Source organism: Streptomyces sp. NBC_00190 (assembly GCF_036203305.1).
Classification (GTDB): Bacteria; Actinomycetota; Actinomycetes; order Streptomycetales; family Streptomycetaceae; genus Streptomyces.
This window is the reverse complement of sequence record NZ_CP108131.1, coordinates 211,514-226,408: the sequence shown is the minus strand read 5'-3', so window position 1 is coordinate 226,408 and position 14,895 is coordinate 211,514. Positions and strand designations below refer to the sequence as shown.

The 14,895-nt window shown below is 71.4% G+C and carries 16 protein-coding genes and 3 pseudogenes; 13 read left to right on the top strand and 6 right to left on the bottom strand.

All coding sequences use genetic code 11. The features are described 5' to 3' along the window. Positions 1 to 161: 161 nt before the first annotated feature. A complete protein-coding gene (locus OG429_RS01170; protein WP_328923393.1) occupies positions 162 to 581 on the bottom strand; it encodes a winged helix-turn-helix transcriptional regulator in 420 nt (139 codons plus the stop codon). A 122-nt stretch (positions 582 to 703) separates the two neighbouring features. Between OG429_RS01170 and OG429_RS01165 the strand changes: the two genes are divergently transcribed. After that, positions 704 to 1,537 (top strand): enoyl-CoA hydratase/isomerase family protein, encoded by an 834-nt coding sequence (locus OG429_RS01165; RefSeq protein WP_328923392.1) that lies wholly within the window; start codon positions 704 to 706, stop codon positions 1,535 to 1,537. Between the two features lie 65 nt (positions 1,538 to 1,602). Further along, positions 1,603 to 2,226, top strand: a pseudogene (locus OG429_RS01160) (transposase domain-containing protein). A gap of 493 nt (positions 2,227 to 2,719) precedes the next feature. On the opposite strand, the gene OG429_RS01155 reads toward OG429_RS01160, so the two are convergent. Further along, on the bottom strand, positions 2,720 to 3,157 hold the full coding sequence (locus OG429_RS01155; protein ID WP_328923391.1) for a hypothetical protein: 438 nt from the start codon (positions 3,155 to 3,157) through the stop codon (positions 2,720 to 2,722). Positions 3,158 to 3,244: 87 nt separating this feature from the next. Between OG429_RS01155 and OG429_RS01150 the strand changes: the two genes are divergently transcribed. The 5 genes from OG429_RS01150 to OG429_RS01130 all read left to right on the top strand — a co-directional run bounded on the left by OG429_RS01150 (position 3,245) and on the right by OG429_RS01130 (position 6,168). Further along, on the top strand, positions 3,245 to 3,406 hold the full coding sequence (locus OG429_RS01150; RefSeq protein ID WP_328923390.1) for a hydrophobic protein: 162 nt from the start codon (positions 3,245 to 3,247) through the stop codon (positions 3,404 to 3,406). Between the two features lie 636 nt (positions 3,407 to 4,042). Next, entirely contained in the window at positions 4,043 to 4,240 is a 198-nt protein-coding gene (locus OG429_RS01145; protein WP_328923389.1) for a CsbD family protein, read from the top strand. Between the two features lie 297 nt (positions 4,241 to 4,537). Beyond that, positions 4,538 to 4,951 (top strand): hypothetical protein, encoded by a 414-nt coding sequence (locus OG429_RS01140; protein ID WP_328923388.1) that lies wholly within the window; start codon positions 4,538 to 4,540, stop codon positions 4,949 to 4,951. A 129-nt stretch (positions 4,952 to 5,080) separates the two neighbouring features. Continuing rightward, on the top strand, positions 5,081 to 5,566 hold the full coding sequence (locus tag OG429_RS01135; RefSeq protein ID WP_328923387.1) for a VOC family protein: 486 nt from the start codon (positions 5,081 to 5,083) through the stop codon (positions 5,564 to 5,566). A 170-nt stretch (positions 5,567 to 5,736) separates the two neighbouring features. After that, positions 5,737 to 6,168 (top strand): SsgA family sporulation/cell division regulator, encoded by a 432-nt coding sequence (locus tag OG429_RS01130; protein ID WP_328923386.1) that lies wholly within the window; start codon positions 5,737 to 5,739, stop codon positions 6,166 to 6,168. 69 nt (positions 6,169 to 6,237) lie between these two features. Here the strand turns inward: OG429_RS01130 and OG429_RS01125 are convergent, their stop codons facing one another. After that, on the bottom strand, positions 6,238 to 6,741 hold the full coding sequence (locus tag OG429_RS01125; protein WP_328923385.1) for a metallophosphoesterase family protein: 504 nt from the start codon (positions 6,739 to 6,741) through the stop codon (positions 6,238 to 6,240). A gap of 101 nt (positions 6,742 to 6,842) precedes the next feature. Here OG429_RS01125 and OG429_RS01120 point away from each other — a divergent pair, with 101 nt between their 5' ends. Both OG429_RS01120 and OG429_RS41320 read left to right on the top strand, forming a co-directional pair. Then, positions 6,843 to 8,006 carry a glutamate--cysteine ligase gene (locus tag OG429_RS01120; protein ID WP_328923384.1) on the top strand — a complete coding sequence of 388 codons (1,164 nt, stop codon included), beginning with the start codon at positions 6,843 to 6,845 and terminating at the stop codon, positions 8,004 to 8,006. Between the two features lie 185 nt (positions 8,007 to 8,191). After that, a pseudogene (locus OG429_RS41320) lies at positions 8,192 to 8,302 on the top strand (HAD family hydrolase); the annotation flags it as partial. Positions 8,303 to 8,469: 167 nt separating this feature from the next. On the opposite strand, the gene OG429_RS01110 reads toward OG429_RS41320, so the two are convergent. Together OG429_RS01110 and OG429_RS01105 are read right to left on the bottom strand one after the other, a co-directional pair. Then, entirely contained in the window at positions 8,470 to 8,694 is a 225-nt protein-coding gene (locus OG429_RS01110; protein ID WP_328923383.1) for a hypothetical protein, read from the bottom strand. Positions 8,695 to 8,780: 86 nt separating this feature from the next. Then, the gene (locus OG429_RS01105) at positions 8,781 to 10,148 is read right to left on the bottom strand and encodes a mycothione reductase (protein ID WP_328923382.1); all 1,368 of its coding nucleotides are present in this window, start codon (positions 10,146 to 10,148) and stop codon (positions 8,781 to 8,783) included. A gap of 277 nt (positions 10,149 to 10,425) precedes the next feature. On the opposite strand from OG429_RS01105, the gene OG429_RS01100 reads away from it, so the two are divergent. Beyond that, entirely contained in the window at positions 10,426 to 10,722 is a 297-nt protein-coding gene (locus OG429_RS01100; RefSeq protein WP_328923381.1) for a hypothetical protein, read from the top strand. A 112-nt stretch (positions 10,723 to 10,834) separates the two neighbouring features. Further along, positions 10,835 to 11,323: pseudogene (locus tag OG429_RS01095) on the top strand (FMN-binding glutamate synthase family protein); the annotation flags it as partial. 456 nt (positions 11,324 to 11,779) lie between these two features. Here OG429_RS01095 and OG429_RS01090 read toward each other — a convergent pair. Beyond that, on the bottom strand, positions 11,780 to 12,706 hold the full coding sequence (locus OG429_RS01090; RefSeq protein ID WP_328923380.1) for a YihY/virulence factor BrkB family protein: 927 nt from the start codon (positions 12,704 to 12,706) through the stop codon (positions 11,780 to 11,782). Positions 12,707 to 12,808: 102 nt separating this feature from the next. Between OG429_RS01090 and OG429_RS01085 the strand changes: the two genes are divergently transcribed. Both OG429_RS01085 and OG429_RS01080 read left to right on the top strand, forming a co-directional pair. Further along, on the top strand, positions 12,809 to 13,426 hold the full coding sequence (locus OG429_RS01085; RefSeq protein ID WP_328923379.1) for a VanZ family protein: 618 nt from the start codon (positions 12,809 to 12,811) through the stop codon (positions 13,424 to 13,426). A gap of 75 nt (positions 13,427 to 13,501) precedes the next feature. Beyond that, complete coding sequence (locus OG429_RS01080; RefSeq protein WP_328923378.1) at positions 13,502 to 14,056, top strand: hemerythrin domain-containing protein; 555 nt, start codon at positions 13,502 to 13,504, stop codon at positions 14,054 to 14,056. Positions 14,057 to 14,895: the final 839 nt, after the last annotated feature.

The window sequence follows — 14,895 nt, the reverse complement described above, 5'->3', positions numbered from 1 at the left end:
ACGCCCCTGCGGAACTGACGGTTCGGCCAGACGCATTCGACCCGCACCTGGGCATCGGGTTCGAGGCCCGGGGGGAAAGCGCCGACTGTAGCGTGAGATGCCAGCATCGGACCGCAGGTTTGGGGGACCGGACGCCGAAACGGTGCCCGGAGCGAGTCAGCTCAGGACGATGGGGTCTCGGGCACGCCTTCTCGGCTCTGAAGGCGTCGGTCGTAGTCCATTTGGTGCGCCCGGATCTCGTCCGCGTTGTTGACCGTCCAGTCGTACAACCGGCCGAATGGCTCCCGCAGGGATGCGCCGAGCGGGGTGAGGGAGTACTCGACCCCGACCGGCGAGGTTGGCAGCACGCGGCGCACGACCATCCCGTTGCGCTCCAGGCGGCGCAGGGTCTGGGTCAAGACCCGCTGGGTCACGCCCTCAAGGCGGCGCTTGATTTCGTTGAATCGAGTGGGCTTGTCAAGGACTGCCATCACCATCATCGACCACTTGTCAGCGATCTGGTCGAGGATCGGGCGGCTGGGGCAGTCGGACCGGTAGACGATGTCGGTGCCAGGGTCGGCGCCGGTTGCAGAAGTGGCCATGTCGGTATCCTTCGCGATCCTTGCGATGCCGAAAGTGCGTTATTGACGTCGGTCGCCCACCATCGCAGTCTAAGTATGCATCAGGAACCTAGATGCGTATCAGGTACCGATCGGAGATCTCCATGAACCACGACGCCTACGCGACCCTGCGGCTGAGCCGCGAGGACGGCATCGCCCGCGTCACCCTCGACAGCCCGCCCGTCAACGTCCTGGACGTCACTCTGATGGCCGACCTCCGGCACGTGCTGACCGCGCTGAGGGACGACGACTCGGTTCGGGTGATCGTGTTCGACAGCGCCAATCCGGAGTTCTTCATAGCCCACGTCGACATGTCGCTCGTCGACACGCCAGACGCCTTCGACAAGCTCGCGTCTGACCTTCCGGACGGCGTCAACGTCTTCCAGGCTCTGGGGGAGCTGCTTCGGCACCAGCCCCAGGTGACCATCGTCAAGCTCGCCGGGATGGCGCGCGGAGGAGGGGCGGAGTTCGTCACGGCCGCGGACATGGCGTTCGCGGCGATCGGTCGCGCCGGGATCGGCCAGATTGAAGCTCTCATGGGCATCGTCCCTGGTGGAGGAGGCACGCAGTACCTCGCCGGTCGGGTCGGCCGCAATCGCGCCCTGGAGGCGGTGCTGGGTGCCGATCTGTACGACGCCGAAACCGCAGAGCGCTACGGCTGGGTGAACCGGGCCGTCCCTGCTGACGAACTCGACGACATCGTTGACCGCCTCGCCCGCAACATCGCAGCCTTGCCCGAGGGCGTGATCGCGGCGGCCAAGCGCGCCATCGTCCCCGAGGACCTGGCCGAGGGTCTTCTGCGGGAGCACGACGCCTGGGCGGGACAGGTTGTTCGCCCCGCGGCCGAGCGGTTGATCCGCGGCGGACTGGCCCACGGTGCCCAGACCCGCGACGGCGAGCGCGATCTGGAGGGCCTGCTCCGGGGACTGGCCGAATAGGACCCGGACAAGGGCCCCGCCTACTCACCGGTGTCCTGTCGACTGCGACAGGGTTCGGCTCGCCCATGCGCTGGTGGCAAGGGGTTCCGGCGCCGGATCGGTACGCCACGGGGCCGCGTCGGTCAGGTAGTCCGCCAAGACTTCTGATCGCCGAGGAGCCCCGTTCGCCCACACGTCAGTGTGCCCTGCCGCCCGGTCCGACGACGGTCTCCCGCGAGTTCACCGTGGCCGTGGGTCCTTTCGCGCCCGGTCATCTGGGCGAGTTGACGCAGGTCATACCGTTCGACCTCGTCGACGCCATCCTGGATGAAACCCGGCGTATGCAGCGCCGGTTAGGGGAACTGCCCTCGCGGGTCGGGGTCTACTTCGTGCTCGCGATGTGACTGTTCCCGGAGGTCGGCTACCGGCTGCTCTGGCACAAGCTGGCCGCGGCACTGACGGGTGCTGGGCTCGAGGTCGCCTTGCCGACCGCGAAAGCCCGGCGTGACCTGCGCCGACGGGTCGGTTCCGCACCGATACAGAGCTTGTTCGAGATCCTGGCCGGGCTGCTGGCCAGCCGACGGCTCCCGGGGTGCGGCTCGGGCCGTTTCGGACAGTCTCCTTCGACGGCTACAGCTCGATCAAGCTCCCCGACAGCGACCGAAACGTGGAGGGGTCTGGGCCCGGCAACCGGGGCGGATACCCGATGATGGAGCTGATGACGTTGGTGGAAACCGGTACCCGGGCCCTGATCGGCGCCGTGTTCGGTCCCACCAGCGACGGCGAGACCGCCACCGCCAGGCAGCGCTGTACCACCTGGATCGCGGCATGCTCGTGCTGTGGGACAAGGGCTTCGACGCCAACGCCTTCCTCGCCGCCATCGCCGACACCGGCGGACAGTTCCTGGGCCGCCTGCGCGCCAACCGTCGCACCCCGGTCCTGACCCAGCTCGCAGACGGCGCCTACCTGTCCGTCATCGGCACCGTGCCGGTGCGGGTCGTGGAAGGGCAGACCACGGTGACGTGCGGCGACAGCGACCGTTCGTTCACGGGCTCCTACCGGCCGGCCACGAGGTTGACCGACGCCCGCCGCTACCCCGGGGTTTCAAACCGCCGACCGCACAGGGTCTTCGGGATGGCCGGACCGGCGCGTGGTCCGGAGACCGGATCGTGGCGGGGCCGGGTCCGACACGGCAGCGCCCCGTCACTCCATGCGGCCCTTGGCCGTGCGGAGGAGATCGGCGGCAGAGGCGACAGTGACCTGCGATCCGTCGACCCAGCTGCTGTAGCCCGCGATGCGCAGGCAGTGGCCGTGGTACGGACCCCCGACGACCACACGTCCGTTGTCGTCGATCTTGTACGCGTCGGCGTCGATCTCCGGTGCGGGCTGCGATTTCGGATCGGGGCATTGTGTCCCGGCGGTGTCCGACCTGAAGGAGACCGTCCAGAAGTCCTCGGCGGTCTTCGGCGGCCGGTAGAGGCACTGGAACCCGTACGGTCCTTGCGAGCCCGCCGCCACGAGCGGGACGCCGACCGACTTCTCCACTACGGCCTTGGGCAGCATGTCGCAGGGGCGTTTCCAGGAGACGGGCGCCTCGTCGCCGCCGCCACCGCACCCGGTGAGCACCAGCAGTGCGCCCATCGCCAAAGCCCTCACCCGACGCCCGGTCAAGGCACCACGTGTATCGAACGGTAGTCCGGACGCACGGCGTTCCGGAGGTTGATAACCATGGTTCCCCTGCCTCTCGTCCTTCTGCTCGCGCTGATTCTCTTCGGCGCCGGTTTCGCGGTCAAGATCCTGTGGTGGGTCGCAATCGCCCTCCTCGTCATCTGGCTGCTCGGGTTTGTGGCCCGTCCGAAGGGAGGCGGCGGGCGCTGGTACCGCTGGTAGTGCGAGGCCGGCACCCGGAGGTGACGGGTCCGTTCTCGAGGAGGGCGGGCGGGCCCCTTTGCCGTGCCCGGAATGGCGCCGTTTCCGTACTTCCGGTGAACGGCTCGGCGGCCACCCCGGTCCCGCAGGCCGGAGCGGCGCAGTTCCTCACCTCGCCTCCGCGGGAGCCCATACCGCGAAGTGGTCCACGGAGCCCCGGGGGCCAACGCGACCCAGGCCGCACTGCTCGGCGCATCCCAGCACGCCTCCTCAGCCGGCCCTTGCCCGGCGGACCGCAGCGGCGGCCGGGCCGACGGGAGCTGACCTGGCCGCCGCGGGAACGGGGGATTCGAAGACCGGACTTCAGGTGGCCGTGGTCGGTCGGCTGCCGCACGCGGTGCCCGAGGGGGACGGAATGCGGCGCACGGCCGCCGATCTCGGCGGGTCGCCGCCCCGCTCGAACGGCGACCCGCCGACATTCACGCGTATGGCCCCGAACCGAGGGCTCAAGCAAGGACACCGGAAAAAGTCTCGCTGCCGGGGCCGACGGTGCCGGCGCCATGCACGTTCTGCGCGGCAACCGCCGCCCCGCCGAGCGAAATAGTCTAATTTCGCCTAATTTGAGCCCGTCAGGGATCCCACACAAAGGAGTTCACCATGGCTGACAAGGGAAAGATGGACCAGGCCAAGGGCAAGGCCAAGGAGGCCGTCGGCAAGGTCACCGGCAACGACCGGATGAAGGCCGAGGGCGAGATGGACCAGGCCAAGGGCAAGGCGAAGGAAGCGGTGAGCGAGACCGAGGAGCGTGCCCGCGGCATTCAGGACTCCCTGCGTGACAAGCGCGACAGGACCTGACCGCCCCGGCGAGTCCCCCCTCGGGACTCGCGGGTGATTCAGGATGCGGCCCCCGGCGCCTCGGCGTCGCGGGGCCGCATCCTGTTTCCGGCGCGGCCCTCGCGACCTGCGTGGCTTCCGGTGTCGGCGCTGCTCCACGGGGCAGGTGTGTGGAATGCGCGCCGGAGGCGGGCGCCGCGCCGTGCGGGCTCGGAACGCTCCGTGAGCAAATGATGCGCGGTGCGACATGCTGTGTGAGCGTGGAGATGCCTGTTCCGCGGGGGCGACCCCCGACCTGTGTGAGGGAGGTGGCACCCGATGGACAGCCAGGACAAGGACGACCGGGCGGCCGAAATGGTGGTGGTGGCGGTCGCTGACTGTTCCCTCGAGGACGCACGCACCGTCCTCGACCTGCTTGAGGAGTTCTTCCCCGCGGAGGCGGAGGCGGAGGCGGGCGCGGCAGGAGCGGTGGGTGCGTCGGGTCGCACCGGGGAGGGCGTCCAGGTCGCGACCGTATGGACTGCGACTCTCGACGCGGCGAGGTCGGCGGAACCGGCGGAGTGGCGGACGACCCCCGTTCGGCTGAAGGACACCGTCAGCGTCACCCTCCAGGGAGGACCCCGCGCGGTGGAGCGCATGCATGCCGCCCTCGCCGGGCACTTCACGGTCGAGGACACAGGAACCGTATCGGGAGACCAGGAGAAGGAGATCGGACTACGCATCCGCTCCTGACCGGCCGAGGGCGGCGGCCCGGCCCGCACGGCCCGGCTGCCCGCACGGCCCGGCCCGGCCCGCACGGCCCCGGCCCCGCGCCATGGGAACTCCCCGTGTACGGGCGCTGACGCTGGGCAGACGGCGTGCATGACCGTACCCAAGACAACCGTTCTCGTCCTGGACAGTGCCGAGCCCGAGCTGCTGGCACGGTTCTACGCCGAACTGCTCGATGGCACGGCTGGGCCGGCCCCGGGCGACGGGGACCTCCTCCTCGTCACCGGTCGCACCGGCGTGGTGGTCGGCATCCGCCGCGACCCGGCCCACGCCCCGCCGAGCTGGCCCCTCCCCGAGGGCTCCCAACAGGCCCATCTACGCATCCTCGTAGCGGCACAGGGCCTCGACGAGGCCGAGCGTGAGGCTGTGGCACTCGGAGCCCGCCCGGTGGCCGCGGAGGACGGCGGCACCCTGCCGGGCAGCCGGACCACCCTGCGCCGCTACGCCGACCCTGCGGGCCACGGGTTCGTCCTTGCCGCACTCCGGGAAGACCTCGCCCCCGCGAGCTCCACGGAGGAAACGCTCACACCCCCCTCGTCCGTAGCCGACGTTCACCGCACGGAGAGCGAGGGAGCGTGAGCACCCGCTGGACCGATGGCGGCAGGCGGATGGGTGGCGTCGTTTGGGATGCGCGAGAGCGAACAGACGGGAGGAGCGGCACCGGTGCTTCCTGGTGCCGCTCCGGGCAGAGGACTGGATCCCCGGCTCTGCCCGGCCGCCGGTCCGCCCTCCCGCAGAAACGAGTCATCATGGCCTTCCGGAGCCCGGTTGCCGAGCACGAGCTGATCCGGACGATCGAGATTCATCAAATCCGGACCCGGCTGCGGTTCCCTCTCCGGGCGACGTTCCGATGGCGCCCCGACGCCCCCCTGGACGTCGAGCTCACCTTCCACCCGGTGGGCGGGTCCGACGTGACCTGGGTGCTCGGCCGGGACCTCCTCTCCCGGGGCATCCGCACCCTGGCGGGAGAGGGAGACGTACGGATCCAGCCCACGGCCGGCCCAGGGCGTGCGGGGCAGGTTCTGCTGCGGCTGGGGGCCAAGCCGCCGATCGCCCTCTTCACGCTGGACAGGGCCGAGCTGCACTCCTGGCTGGAGGAGACCTGGGCGGTGGTTCCGGCCGGTGCTGAGGCGGACTGCCTGGACTGGGAGTTCCTCGGAGGACTCCTCGCGGACCGCTAGGTCCTGCCGTCGAAGCAGCTCCGGTAAGGCCGTGCCGGGTGCCGGCTGCGCAGACCGTGCCGCGGCCCCTCAGGGCCGCGCGGGCAGCCGGTGGAGGGCGGGGTCGCGCAACGCGCCGTCCACGACGGTGAGGGTCAGGAAGGTGGGGTGGGGCTGCCGCCGACGGTCAGTGGGAGAGCCGGGGTTGAGCAGGCGCAGCCCGCCCGGGGCCGTGGAGTCCCACGGGATGTGGCTGTGGCCGAACACCAGGACGTCCGCGTCGGGGAAGCGCGCGGCGCAGCGCCGTTCGCGCCCGGTGGCCGGGCCGGTCTCGTGGACGACCGCGAAGCGCAGACCGCCGAGTGCGGCGCGGGCGATCTCGGGCAGTCTGCGGCGCAGGACGGGTCCGTCGTTGTTGCCGTACACGGCGATAAGGCGCCGCGACCTCGACTCCAGCAGGTCGAGGGTGGCTTCGTCGGTCCAGTCACCGGCGTGGATGACCACGTCGGCCTCGTCGACAGCCGTCAGCAGCGCCTCCGGCAGGCGCTCGGCCCGCGTCGGTACGTGCGTGTCCGAGGTCAGCAGCAGCCTCACGCGTCCACCGTAGCGGCTGCTCGCCCTGCGCGGTCCTGCATACCCGGGACCGGCAGGGGCAGGCGCAGAGCACCTGCGGAGTCGAGGTGAGGAATGACCGTATGCGCAGTGTCGGAGTCGAAGAGGAACTATTGCTGACGGACGCGGAAACCGGGGAGGCACTGGCCGTGTGCGGCGACGTGCTCGCGGCTGCCGACCGCTCGGCGGACCGCGCCCGGGCGTCCGCCGAGGGGGACCGGGACGCGCCGGGCCATACGTTCGAGGCGGAGCTCCAGGAAGAACAGGTCGAGTTCGCCACGAAGCCGGTCACGGAGATGGACGGGCTCCAGGAGGAGATCGTCCTGTGGCGTGCCGAAGCGGCACGCCACGCGGCGACGGCCGGTGCGCTGGTGGTGGCGACCGCCACCTCCCCGCTTCCGGTCCGGCCGTCGCTCACCCCCGGCCGCCGCTACGAGTGGGCCGCGCGCCAGTTCGGCCTGACCGCGCAGGAGCAGCTGACGTGCGGCTGCCACGTCCACGTGTCGGTCGAGTCGGACGACGAAGGTGTCGCGGTGCTGGACCGCATACGGCCCTGGCTTCCCGTGCTGACCGCCATGAGCGCGAACTCGCCGTTCTGGCAGGGTGAGGACACCCGGTACGCCACTTACCGCAGCCGTGTGTGGAATCGGCTTCCCTCCGCCGGGCCCACGGGCGTCTACGGCTCCGCCGACCGCTACCACGCGGAGGTACGGGCCATGGTCGGGTCGGGCGTGTTGCGCGACGAGGCGATGGTGTACTTCGATGCCCGCCTGTCCGCCTCCTACCCCACGGTGGAGGTCAGGGTGGCGGATGTGTGTCTCGACGCGTCGACCCCCGTCCTCCTGGCCGCCCTCGTACGGGGGCTGGTGGAGACCGCCGCGCGGTCCTGGCGGGCGGGCGGTCCGCCCCCGGGGACCAGTACCGGCCTGCTCAGGCTGGCGTCCTGGCAGGCGGGCCGCTCCGGGCTCGACGGACCGCTGCTGCACCCCGAGACGATGCGCCGGACATCCCCCGAGGACGCCGTGGAGGCGCTGTACCGACATGTCGGGGACGCGCTGGCCGACTGCGGTGACGACGGCCGTGTCCGGGCGGGTATCGCCGGGCTCCTGGAGCGCGGCAACGGCGCGCGCATCCAGAGGGCTCTGCTGCGGTCGGAGGGGGACTTCGCCAACGTCGTCCGGCACTGCGCGCGGATCACCGCCGGCGGCGCCGACAACCTACGGGTCGTTCCCGACGCACGGACATGAGTGCCGCCCACACGGAAGCCGCAGGGCGTGAAGCCCATCTCGCAGTCGGACCGTGGCGCGCAGGACGAGCCTCCGGACACAGGCGTGGACGCCGGCGCCGGTCCGGACGATTCCGCGAGCGCGCCCCGACCGGCCCCCCGACTTGACGAGACGATCATGGCGAGCCGTGCTGCGCGGCACGGCGAGGCACACTCACGGACACCAGCCACCCCCACGTCACCTCGTGATGGGCAGGCCCGCGCCAGGCGGGACACCACGTCCCCATGCACGCCGTCCACCGGGCGATCGGCCTGCCCGGCGAGGTGGCGCGGACGACGCCGACGCCGACACCGCCACCTCCGACGACGTCGAGCAGGGCAAACCCGCACCCGACCCGGTCTGTGAGGCCCTGGAGGAGGGGGGAGCCTTCGCCGCCGGCGCCGAGGACGTCGGGGCTCCGGGTGAGGGTCCGTCAGGGAGTCGTTCAGGCAGCGTGACGCCGGCCGGGACGCCGGTGGTGGGCGTGCTTCGGTCCGGCCGGAGCGCCGTGAGCCTCGGGGGCGGGGACGGCCCGCAGGTGCCTACCGGGCGGGCGGTTCGCTCCCGGGGCGGGCTCACTGTGTGGGTCCAGCAGGGCCTCCTCGTAGCGGCCGAGCGCGAGCACGGCGCACAGGATCAGCGGCGGAATGAGGAACGCGGTGAGAATCACAGAAGTCCCTTTCACTTGTGGGGTCTTCCGCGCGTATGCCCCGCTTCGCGGTAGGAAAGCGGCGTACGGGCCGTCACACGTACAGGTCAGAGGGCGAGATCGAGGAGGGCGTTCTTCACGACCTCGCCGAGTGCCGGGTGGATCCAGTACAGCTCCTTGGCGAGCGACACCGCGTCGATCTCCCGAGTCATGGCCAGCACGAGGGACTGGATCAGGACGGCGGCCTGCGGGCCCATGACGTGCGCCCCGAGCAGCCGCCCGGTGCGGCGCTCGGCCAGGACCTTGCAGAAGCCGGTGGTGTCCCGCATGGCCCATCCGTACGCCACGTCCGCGTAGCGGGCCGTGCCGACCAGGTAGTCCTCCTCGCGGTCGCGGCAGTCCTGCTCGGTGAGGCCGACGGACGCGATCTCGGGTCGGGTGAAAACGGCCGCCGGCACCAGGGCGTGGTCGGCGCTGATGAGGTCGTCCGGGTGGAGGAGGTTGTGCGCGACGACCTCGGCCTCGCGATTGGCCACGTGCTTCAGCGGGACCGGTGAGCAGATGTCGCCCAGGGCGTACACCCCTGATACGTCGGTGCGTTGATGGGAGTCGACCACGATCCGGCCGTCTTCGTGCGTACGGATGCCGGCCGCGGTGAGGTCCAGACGGTCGGCCTGGGGAACGCGCCCCGTGGCCACCAGCAGCAGGTCCGCCCGCACCGTCGAACCGTCGTCGAGCGTCAGGACCAGGGCGCCGGGTTCCTCCCGCAGCGCCGTGAGCTGACGGCCCAGCCGCAGGTCATAGCGGTTCCGGGCCAGGTCGGTGAACGCCTTCGCCACGGTCTCGTCCTGTCCGTCGAGCAGCCGCGCTTCCGCCTCCACGACGATGATGTCGCTCCCCGCCTCATGGAACACCTCGGCGAGTTCGGCGGCGATGTAACCGCCGCCCAGGACGGCGAGCCGCCGGGGCGGCGAGTCGATCCGCATGATCGTGTCCGAGGTCTGGTACGGGACTCCCGACGCGGCCACCACGGGCGGCACCGCCGGCCCGCCGCCGGCCGCGATGACGATCCGGTCGGCGCCGATCCGCACCTCCTCATCCCCTGCGTCGATCAGGAGCTCCCGGGGGCCGGTGAAGCGGGCCGTGCCCTCGTACACCGTGACGTGATCCTCGTCCAGCCGCCCCCGCCGGCCCTCCGCCCGTTCCGCGTCCAGCAGGCCGAACACCCGGTCGCGGATCTCCCGCCACCGCACGGCGCCCAGCCGGGCGTCCACGCCGTAGGCGCCCGCGCCGCGGACGGTGGCCGCCACCTGGGCGGTGTAGGCCAGCATCTTGCTCGGAATGCATCCGGCGTTCAGGCAGGTCCCGCCGAACCACCTCTCCTCGACCACAGCCACATCGAGGTCCGAGAAGGAGTCGTCGATCACGGCGTTGCCGGAACCCGCACCGATGACAATCAGATCGTGATGGCGCATCACCCCAGCGTACGAGGAGTCCGCCCAACGGCCGTGGAGGGCGAGCGGCCATTCGGACCCCGCTCCGGCGGTCGGCCGTACGGGGATGCAGCGCTGAGCGAATGAGCCGCCGGGGGTGGGGCAAGCGCGGTTCAGGCGGAACGCGTTCACTGCGGCGTACACGAGGCCCGGCCATCTACGACGGCACCGGCGCCGTAGGGAGGCCGGTCCGCCTGACCCGCGAGTCGTCCCGGGAGCGGACGGTCCGGGCGAAGCAGCAGAAGCGAAGGAGGAGACCGTGAAGAAGACTCTCCAGGTCAACGACCAGATCCGTGAGACGGCCCAGCAGGCCGTCCGGCTGGTGAAGGACAAGACCCCCGACCCTGTCCTGGACGAGGCCGCCGAGGCCTCGCGGCAGGCGCGCCGGGCTGCGGTCCACGCGGTTCGGCTGGCTACGGAGAAGACCCCCGAGCCAGTTCTGGCAAAGGCGTCCCAGGCCATGGCTGTTGCCAGGGCGAACCGCGCCCCGCTGCTCGCGGTCGGTGCGGCAACGGCCATTCTGCTGCTGGTACGTCGCAGCCGGGCGCGGAAGTGAGGGCCGGTCCGGAAGGCGTGGCGTGACCCCTGAGGAGGGGCGCGCGCCGCCTCGTCCCGCTGGACCGCGGTACGGATTGAGGGGCGGACTCTGGGACACAAGCGAGCGCGGTGTGCTGAGGATACTTCTGGTAGTGCTGTTCGGGTCCATCGCCACGGGCGCGGCCGCCGCCTCCGTCCTGGTGTCACCCTGGTCGTGGCCGGCGGCGGCGCCGCTGCTCCTGCTGGCGACGGTGGCCCTCGACGACCTCGTGCAGCGCCGCCATTCCATACTGTGGAACTACCCGCTGCTGGGACACCTGAGGTTCGCTCTGGAGGCGTTGAGGCCGGAGCTGCAGCAGTACTGTATCGAGCGGAACTTCGACGGCCCTCCCTACGACCGTGACACCCGCAGCCGTGACACCCGCAGCATCGTCTACGAGCGCGCCCAGGGCACCGACGCCGAGCATCCGTTCGGCACCGAACTCGATCTCTACCGGGTCGGAAGCGAATACCTCGCCCCCTCCATGGCCCCGCGGCCGGTGCGGACCGATCCGCCCCGGGTCCGGACCGGCGGCCCCCACTGCACCCGTCCCTACGGCATGGCCCTGCTGAACGTCTCGGGACGGCCCGGCCGCCGGCTTGCGAGGCGGCCACGCCTCTGGGCGGGTCGGGCGAGCGGTTCGGCGGACACCCGGGCCAGTTCGGTGCCGTCGGCGTCGTGCACCACCAATTCTCCTTCGAGGACGGCAGCGATCTCCTGTGCCACGCCGTCACATCGCCGCCGCGCAGGACGAGATCGGTGGGACGGTCATGGGCCTCGGCGGCGCGGCACAGCGGCTGTGCCCGCGGGCCGTCTCCGTCGCCGTGTTGAGTTCCAGGAGCGTGGCATGCGCCTCCTCGCGCTATCGATGGCGATGGCGAGGGCGGCGTGGTCGGCGAGGGACGTGAGCAGGGCGGGGGAGTCCGGGGCGAACTCCCGGACAGTGCGGTACGCCAACAGGCGTAAGAGCGAAAGGGAATCGAGGGCCCGCCGCGTCTCGCGGCCAGGCCACTTCCCGAACGTAGATCCGCGCTGATCAGCGGAGTCGCCCCTCCGCGCCCGACACCTTGCCCCCGGGCGCACGTCCTGGAGCGTCCCGGTCGCGGGCGCGCTCCGCGTTGAACTGGGCGCCGGTGAGCAGGGCGAGGTTGGCGAACCAGAGCCAGACGACGAAGACCACGATCCCGGCCAGCGAGCCGTAGAGCCGCCCGTACGTATCCAGTTCGGTGTAGAGCGTGAAGAGCCCCGTGGCGGCGAGCCAGAGCAGGGCCGCCAGTACGCCGCCGGGCAGGCCCCGGCGTGCCCCGCGGCTCTGGGTTGGGCCGGTCCGGAAGAGGATCAGGACCAGCAGGGTGACGACCACGAGCTGGAGGGGCCAGCGCAGGAGCGCGACGCTCTGCGCGCTGCCGCCACCGGCGGCCTGTACGGCCCGGCGGGCCACGGGCCCGGACGCGACCAGCCCGGCGGCGCCCGCCACGAGCAGGATCAGCAGCAGCGTGGCGGTGATGACCAGTGTGTGCGCCGCCCGGAGCGGCGGCCGGGTGTCGGGTACCCGGTGCATGGCGTGCAGTGCGCGGCGGAACACCGCGAGGTAACTGCACGCCGACCAGAGGGCGCTGACGACACCGCTGATCTGCAGGACCCATATCGACGTGTGCGTCGCCGTCAGGCCGTCGAGCGCCTCGCGCAGGGCCTGCGCCGACTGGGGCGGCGCGTACGAGGTGAGCTCGGTGATCAGGCGACTCCTCGTTACGTCGCCCAGCAGTCCCACGAGGGAGACCGCGATGACGAGCGCGGGCAGGAGCGCCAGGACGGCGTAGTAGGTCAGGGCGGCCGCGTGGTCAGCGATGTTGTCGTTCCAGACACGGACGGCCGTGCGCAGCAGCGCGGCCCGGGCGCGCGCCGCGACGGCGCGGGAGGGACGGCGCTCTCGACGCGATGCGGTGCGGGGAATGTCGGTCACGGAACGCGCGTGCCCGACGGGCCCGTGCCCATGCGCTGCGTGCCGGTCAGGCCCGGCGCGGGTGCGCGCGTTCCGGGCGGTCCACGGGGTAGACGCGCCCGCATGACACAGAGGTGCGCGTGGTGGCGCGACGGGGACTCGGTGAAGGCGGGCGGGCCCACCCCGGGGAGGGCGAGCCGTGAGCCGCTCGCGGCGCGGCGGCGGGACCCCGTACGCCCGGCCGTCCGGGCACTGGCCATGCTGGCCGCCTTCGCCGGGACCGTCCTGTTCAGTCTGGCCCTGGCCCGGCTGACGCTGGAACCCTCAGCCGCCTCGGTGCCGTTGGTGCACAGCAACGTGCGTCCCGGCCGTTCGATCAGCGCCTATTTGAACGGGGGTTCGACCGCGGAGGCCGTGCGCCAGCTGGGGGGTAACCTGCTGCTCGGCCTGCCCTTCGGTGTGCTCCTGCCCGTCCTGCTGCCAGTGGCCAGGGGGCTGTTGCGCGTGGCCGTCGTGACGGTCTGCCTGATGACCCTGGTGGAGCTCCTCCAGGGAGCCCTGGTCGACGGACGCGTATTCGACATCGACGACGTCCTCCTCAACACGGCAGGGGCGCTTCTCGGATACCTGTTGATCGGCCGGCGGCTGGGGCGCGCCGTCCATCCCCGCCGCAGGCACTGGTGGCACCGCTGGACAAGGCGCGAGGACCGCGGGCCCCGCGCCGACCGGGCGTCCCGTTAGCGGTGCGTCGTCCGGGGTACGCGCGCGACGACCGGCTTGCGACGCCGGTAGAGGCCGATCGGGAAGGAGCACGGCATGGGACACGCAGCGGACATCATCGCCGAACTGACCATCGACCACCGTGAGGTGGCAGTGTTGTTCGACAGGATCGAGCACACCGCCCCGGCTGGAGAGCGGCAGAAGGCGGCCGAGCGGCTGACCATCGAACTGGTCCGGCATTCGGTGGCGGAGGAGGAACACCTCTACCCGGCGGTCCGGGAGCACTTCCCGGACGGCGACATCATCGCGGACAAGGAACTGGCCGACCACGCCCGTGTCGAGAAACTGCTGAAGGACCTCGAAGGACTGGACGCGGGGGGATCTGATTTCGACCGGATGATCGCCGCGCTGAAGGCGGAGGTCGCCGCTCACGTGCACGACGAGGAGGAGCACCTCTTTCCACGGCTCCGTCAGGCGTGCTCCGCGGAGGACCTGGTCAGGATGGGTGACAAGGTGCGCCGGGCCAAGAGGTTCGCGCCGACCCGGCCCCACCCCGGCGTCCTGGCCTCGCAGCCGCACAGCCGGCTGCTGTCCGCCGGTACCGGACTGGTCGACCGCGCGCGCGACTTCGTTACAGGGCGCGGCGAGTAGGCCCCGGCCGAAACCGGAAGCCGCCGCCGGCCGCGCCCCCACTGCCCGGGGCGCGGCCGGCGGCACGTTCAAGCGGCCGGGCGTGCGGTGTCGAGCATCCGGTGTCATGCGTGCGATGTAACGCGTGCGGCTGTCCCTGGTCCGGGTACTCCTGGGGGGCCTGCCAGGAGCGGCTGCGCGGCTGGGGGGCCGCCGTACCGACCGTGGCCCGGCGGCGGGCGGCGCGACGGCTGCCCCATCAGTAGGCGGCGACCAGCAGGGCGGCGACGACAACGCCGACGAGGATCAGCAGCAGGGACGGGTTCCTTCGGCGGCAAGCGCAGATGCGAGGTTCATGATGCGGCGCCTACCCCGGATCGCGCCCGGCAACGGCCGCTGCCGGGGATCGGGAACCCTTCACAGGACGGCGGCCGCACGCGGTGCCCGGGGGGACGGGACACCAGCGTGCGGCCACCGATCTCGGCGGGTCGCTGCCCCGCTCGAACGGCGACCCGCCGTCATTCACGCGTATGGTCCCGAACCGAACGCTTAAACAGGAAAGCCGGAAAACTTCGGTGCCCCGGCCGGAGTCCTCCGCCTAGCGCGAGGCGGTCGGCGGCTCGCCGCGCACGTCGGTCCGACTTCATCCAGCTTGCCCCCATCGGGGTTCCCCACATCAAGGAGTTCACCATGGCTGACAAGGGAAAGATGGACCAGGCCGAGGGCAAGGCGAAGGAAGCGATGAGCGAGACCGAGGGACGAGCCCGCGGCATCCAGGACTCCCTGCGCGACAAGCGCGACAGGACCTGACCGTCCCCGCGAGCCTTCCGTACTCGCGGGTGACCAGGACGCGGCCCCCG

Excerpts from the sequence above, each read along its gene's own strand:
- OG429_RS01155 (WP_328923391.1), bottom strand. The coding sequence starts at position 3,157 with ATGGGCGCACTGCTGGTGCTCACCGGGTGCGGTGGCGGCGGCGACGAG.
- OG429_RS01085 (WP_328923379.1), top strand. The coding sequence starts at position 12,809 with ATGACACAGAGGTGCGCGTGGTGGCGCGACGGGGACTCGGTGAAGGCG.
- OG429_RS01165 (WP_328923392.1), top strand. The coding sequence starts at position 704 with ATGAACCACGACGCCTACGCGACCCTGCGGCTGAGCCGCGAGGACGGC.
- OG429_RS01140 (WP_328923388.1), top strand. The coding sequence starts at position 4,538 with ATGGACAGCCAGGACAAGGACGACCGGGCGGCCGAAATGGTGGTGGTG.
- OG429_RS01130 (WP_328923386.1), top strand. The coding sequence starts at position 5,737 with ATGGCCTTCCGGAGCCCGGTTGCCGAGCACGAGCTGATCCGGACGATC.
- OG429_RS01080 (WP_328923378.1), top strand. The coding sequence starts at position 13,502 with ATGGGACACGCAGCGGACATCATCGCCGAACTGACCATCGACCACCGT.
- OG429_RS01150 (WP_328923390.1), top strand. The coding sequence starts at position 3,245 with ATGGTTCCCCTGCCTCTCGTCCTTCTGCTCGCGCTGATTCTCTTCGGC.
- OG429_RS01120 (WP_328923384.1), top strand. The coding sequence starts at position 6,843 with ATGCGCAGTGTCGGAGTCGAAGAGGAACTATTGCTGACGGACGCGGAA.
- OG429_RS01170 (WP_328923393.1), bottom strand. The coding sequence starts at position 581 with ATGGCCACTTCTGCAACCGGCGCCGACCCTGGCACCGACATCGTCTAC.
- OG429_RS01135 (WP_328923387.1), top strand. The coding sequence starts at position 5,081 with ATGACCGTACCCAAGACAACCGTTCTCGTCCTGGACAGTGCCGAGCCC.
- OG429_RS01105 (WP_328923382.1), bottom strand. The coding sequence starts at position 10,148 with ATGCGCCATCACGATCTGATTGTCATCGGTGCGGGTTCCGGCAACGCC.
- OG429_RS01145 (WP_328923389.1), top strand. The coding sequence starts at position 4,043 with ATGGCTGACAAGGGAAAGATGGACCAGGCCAAGGGCAAGGCCAAGGAG.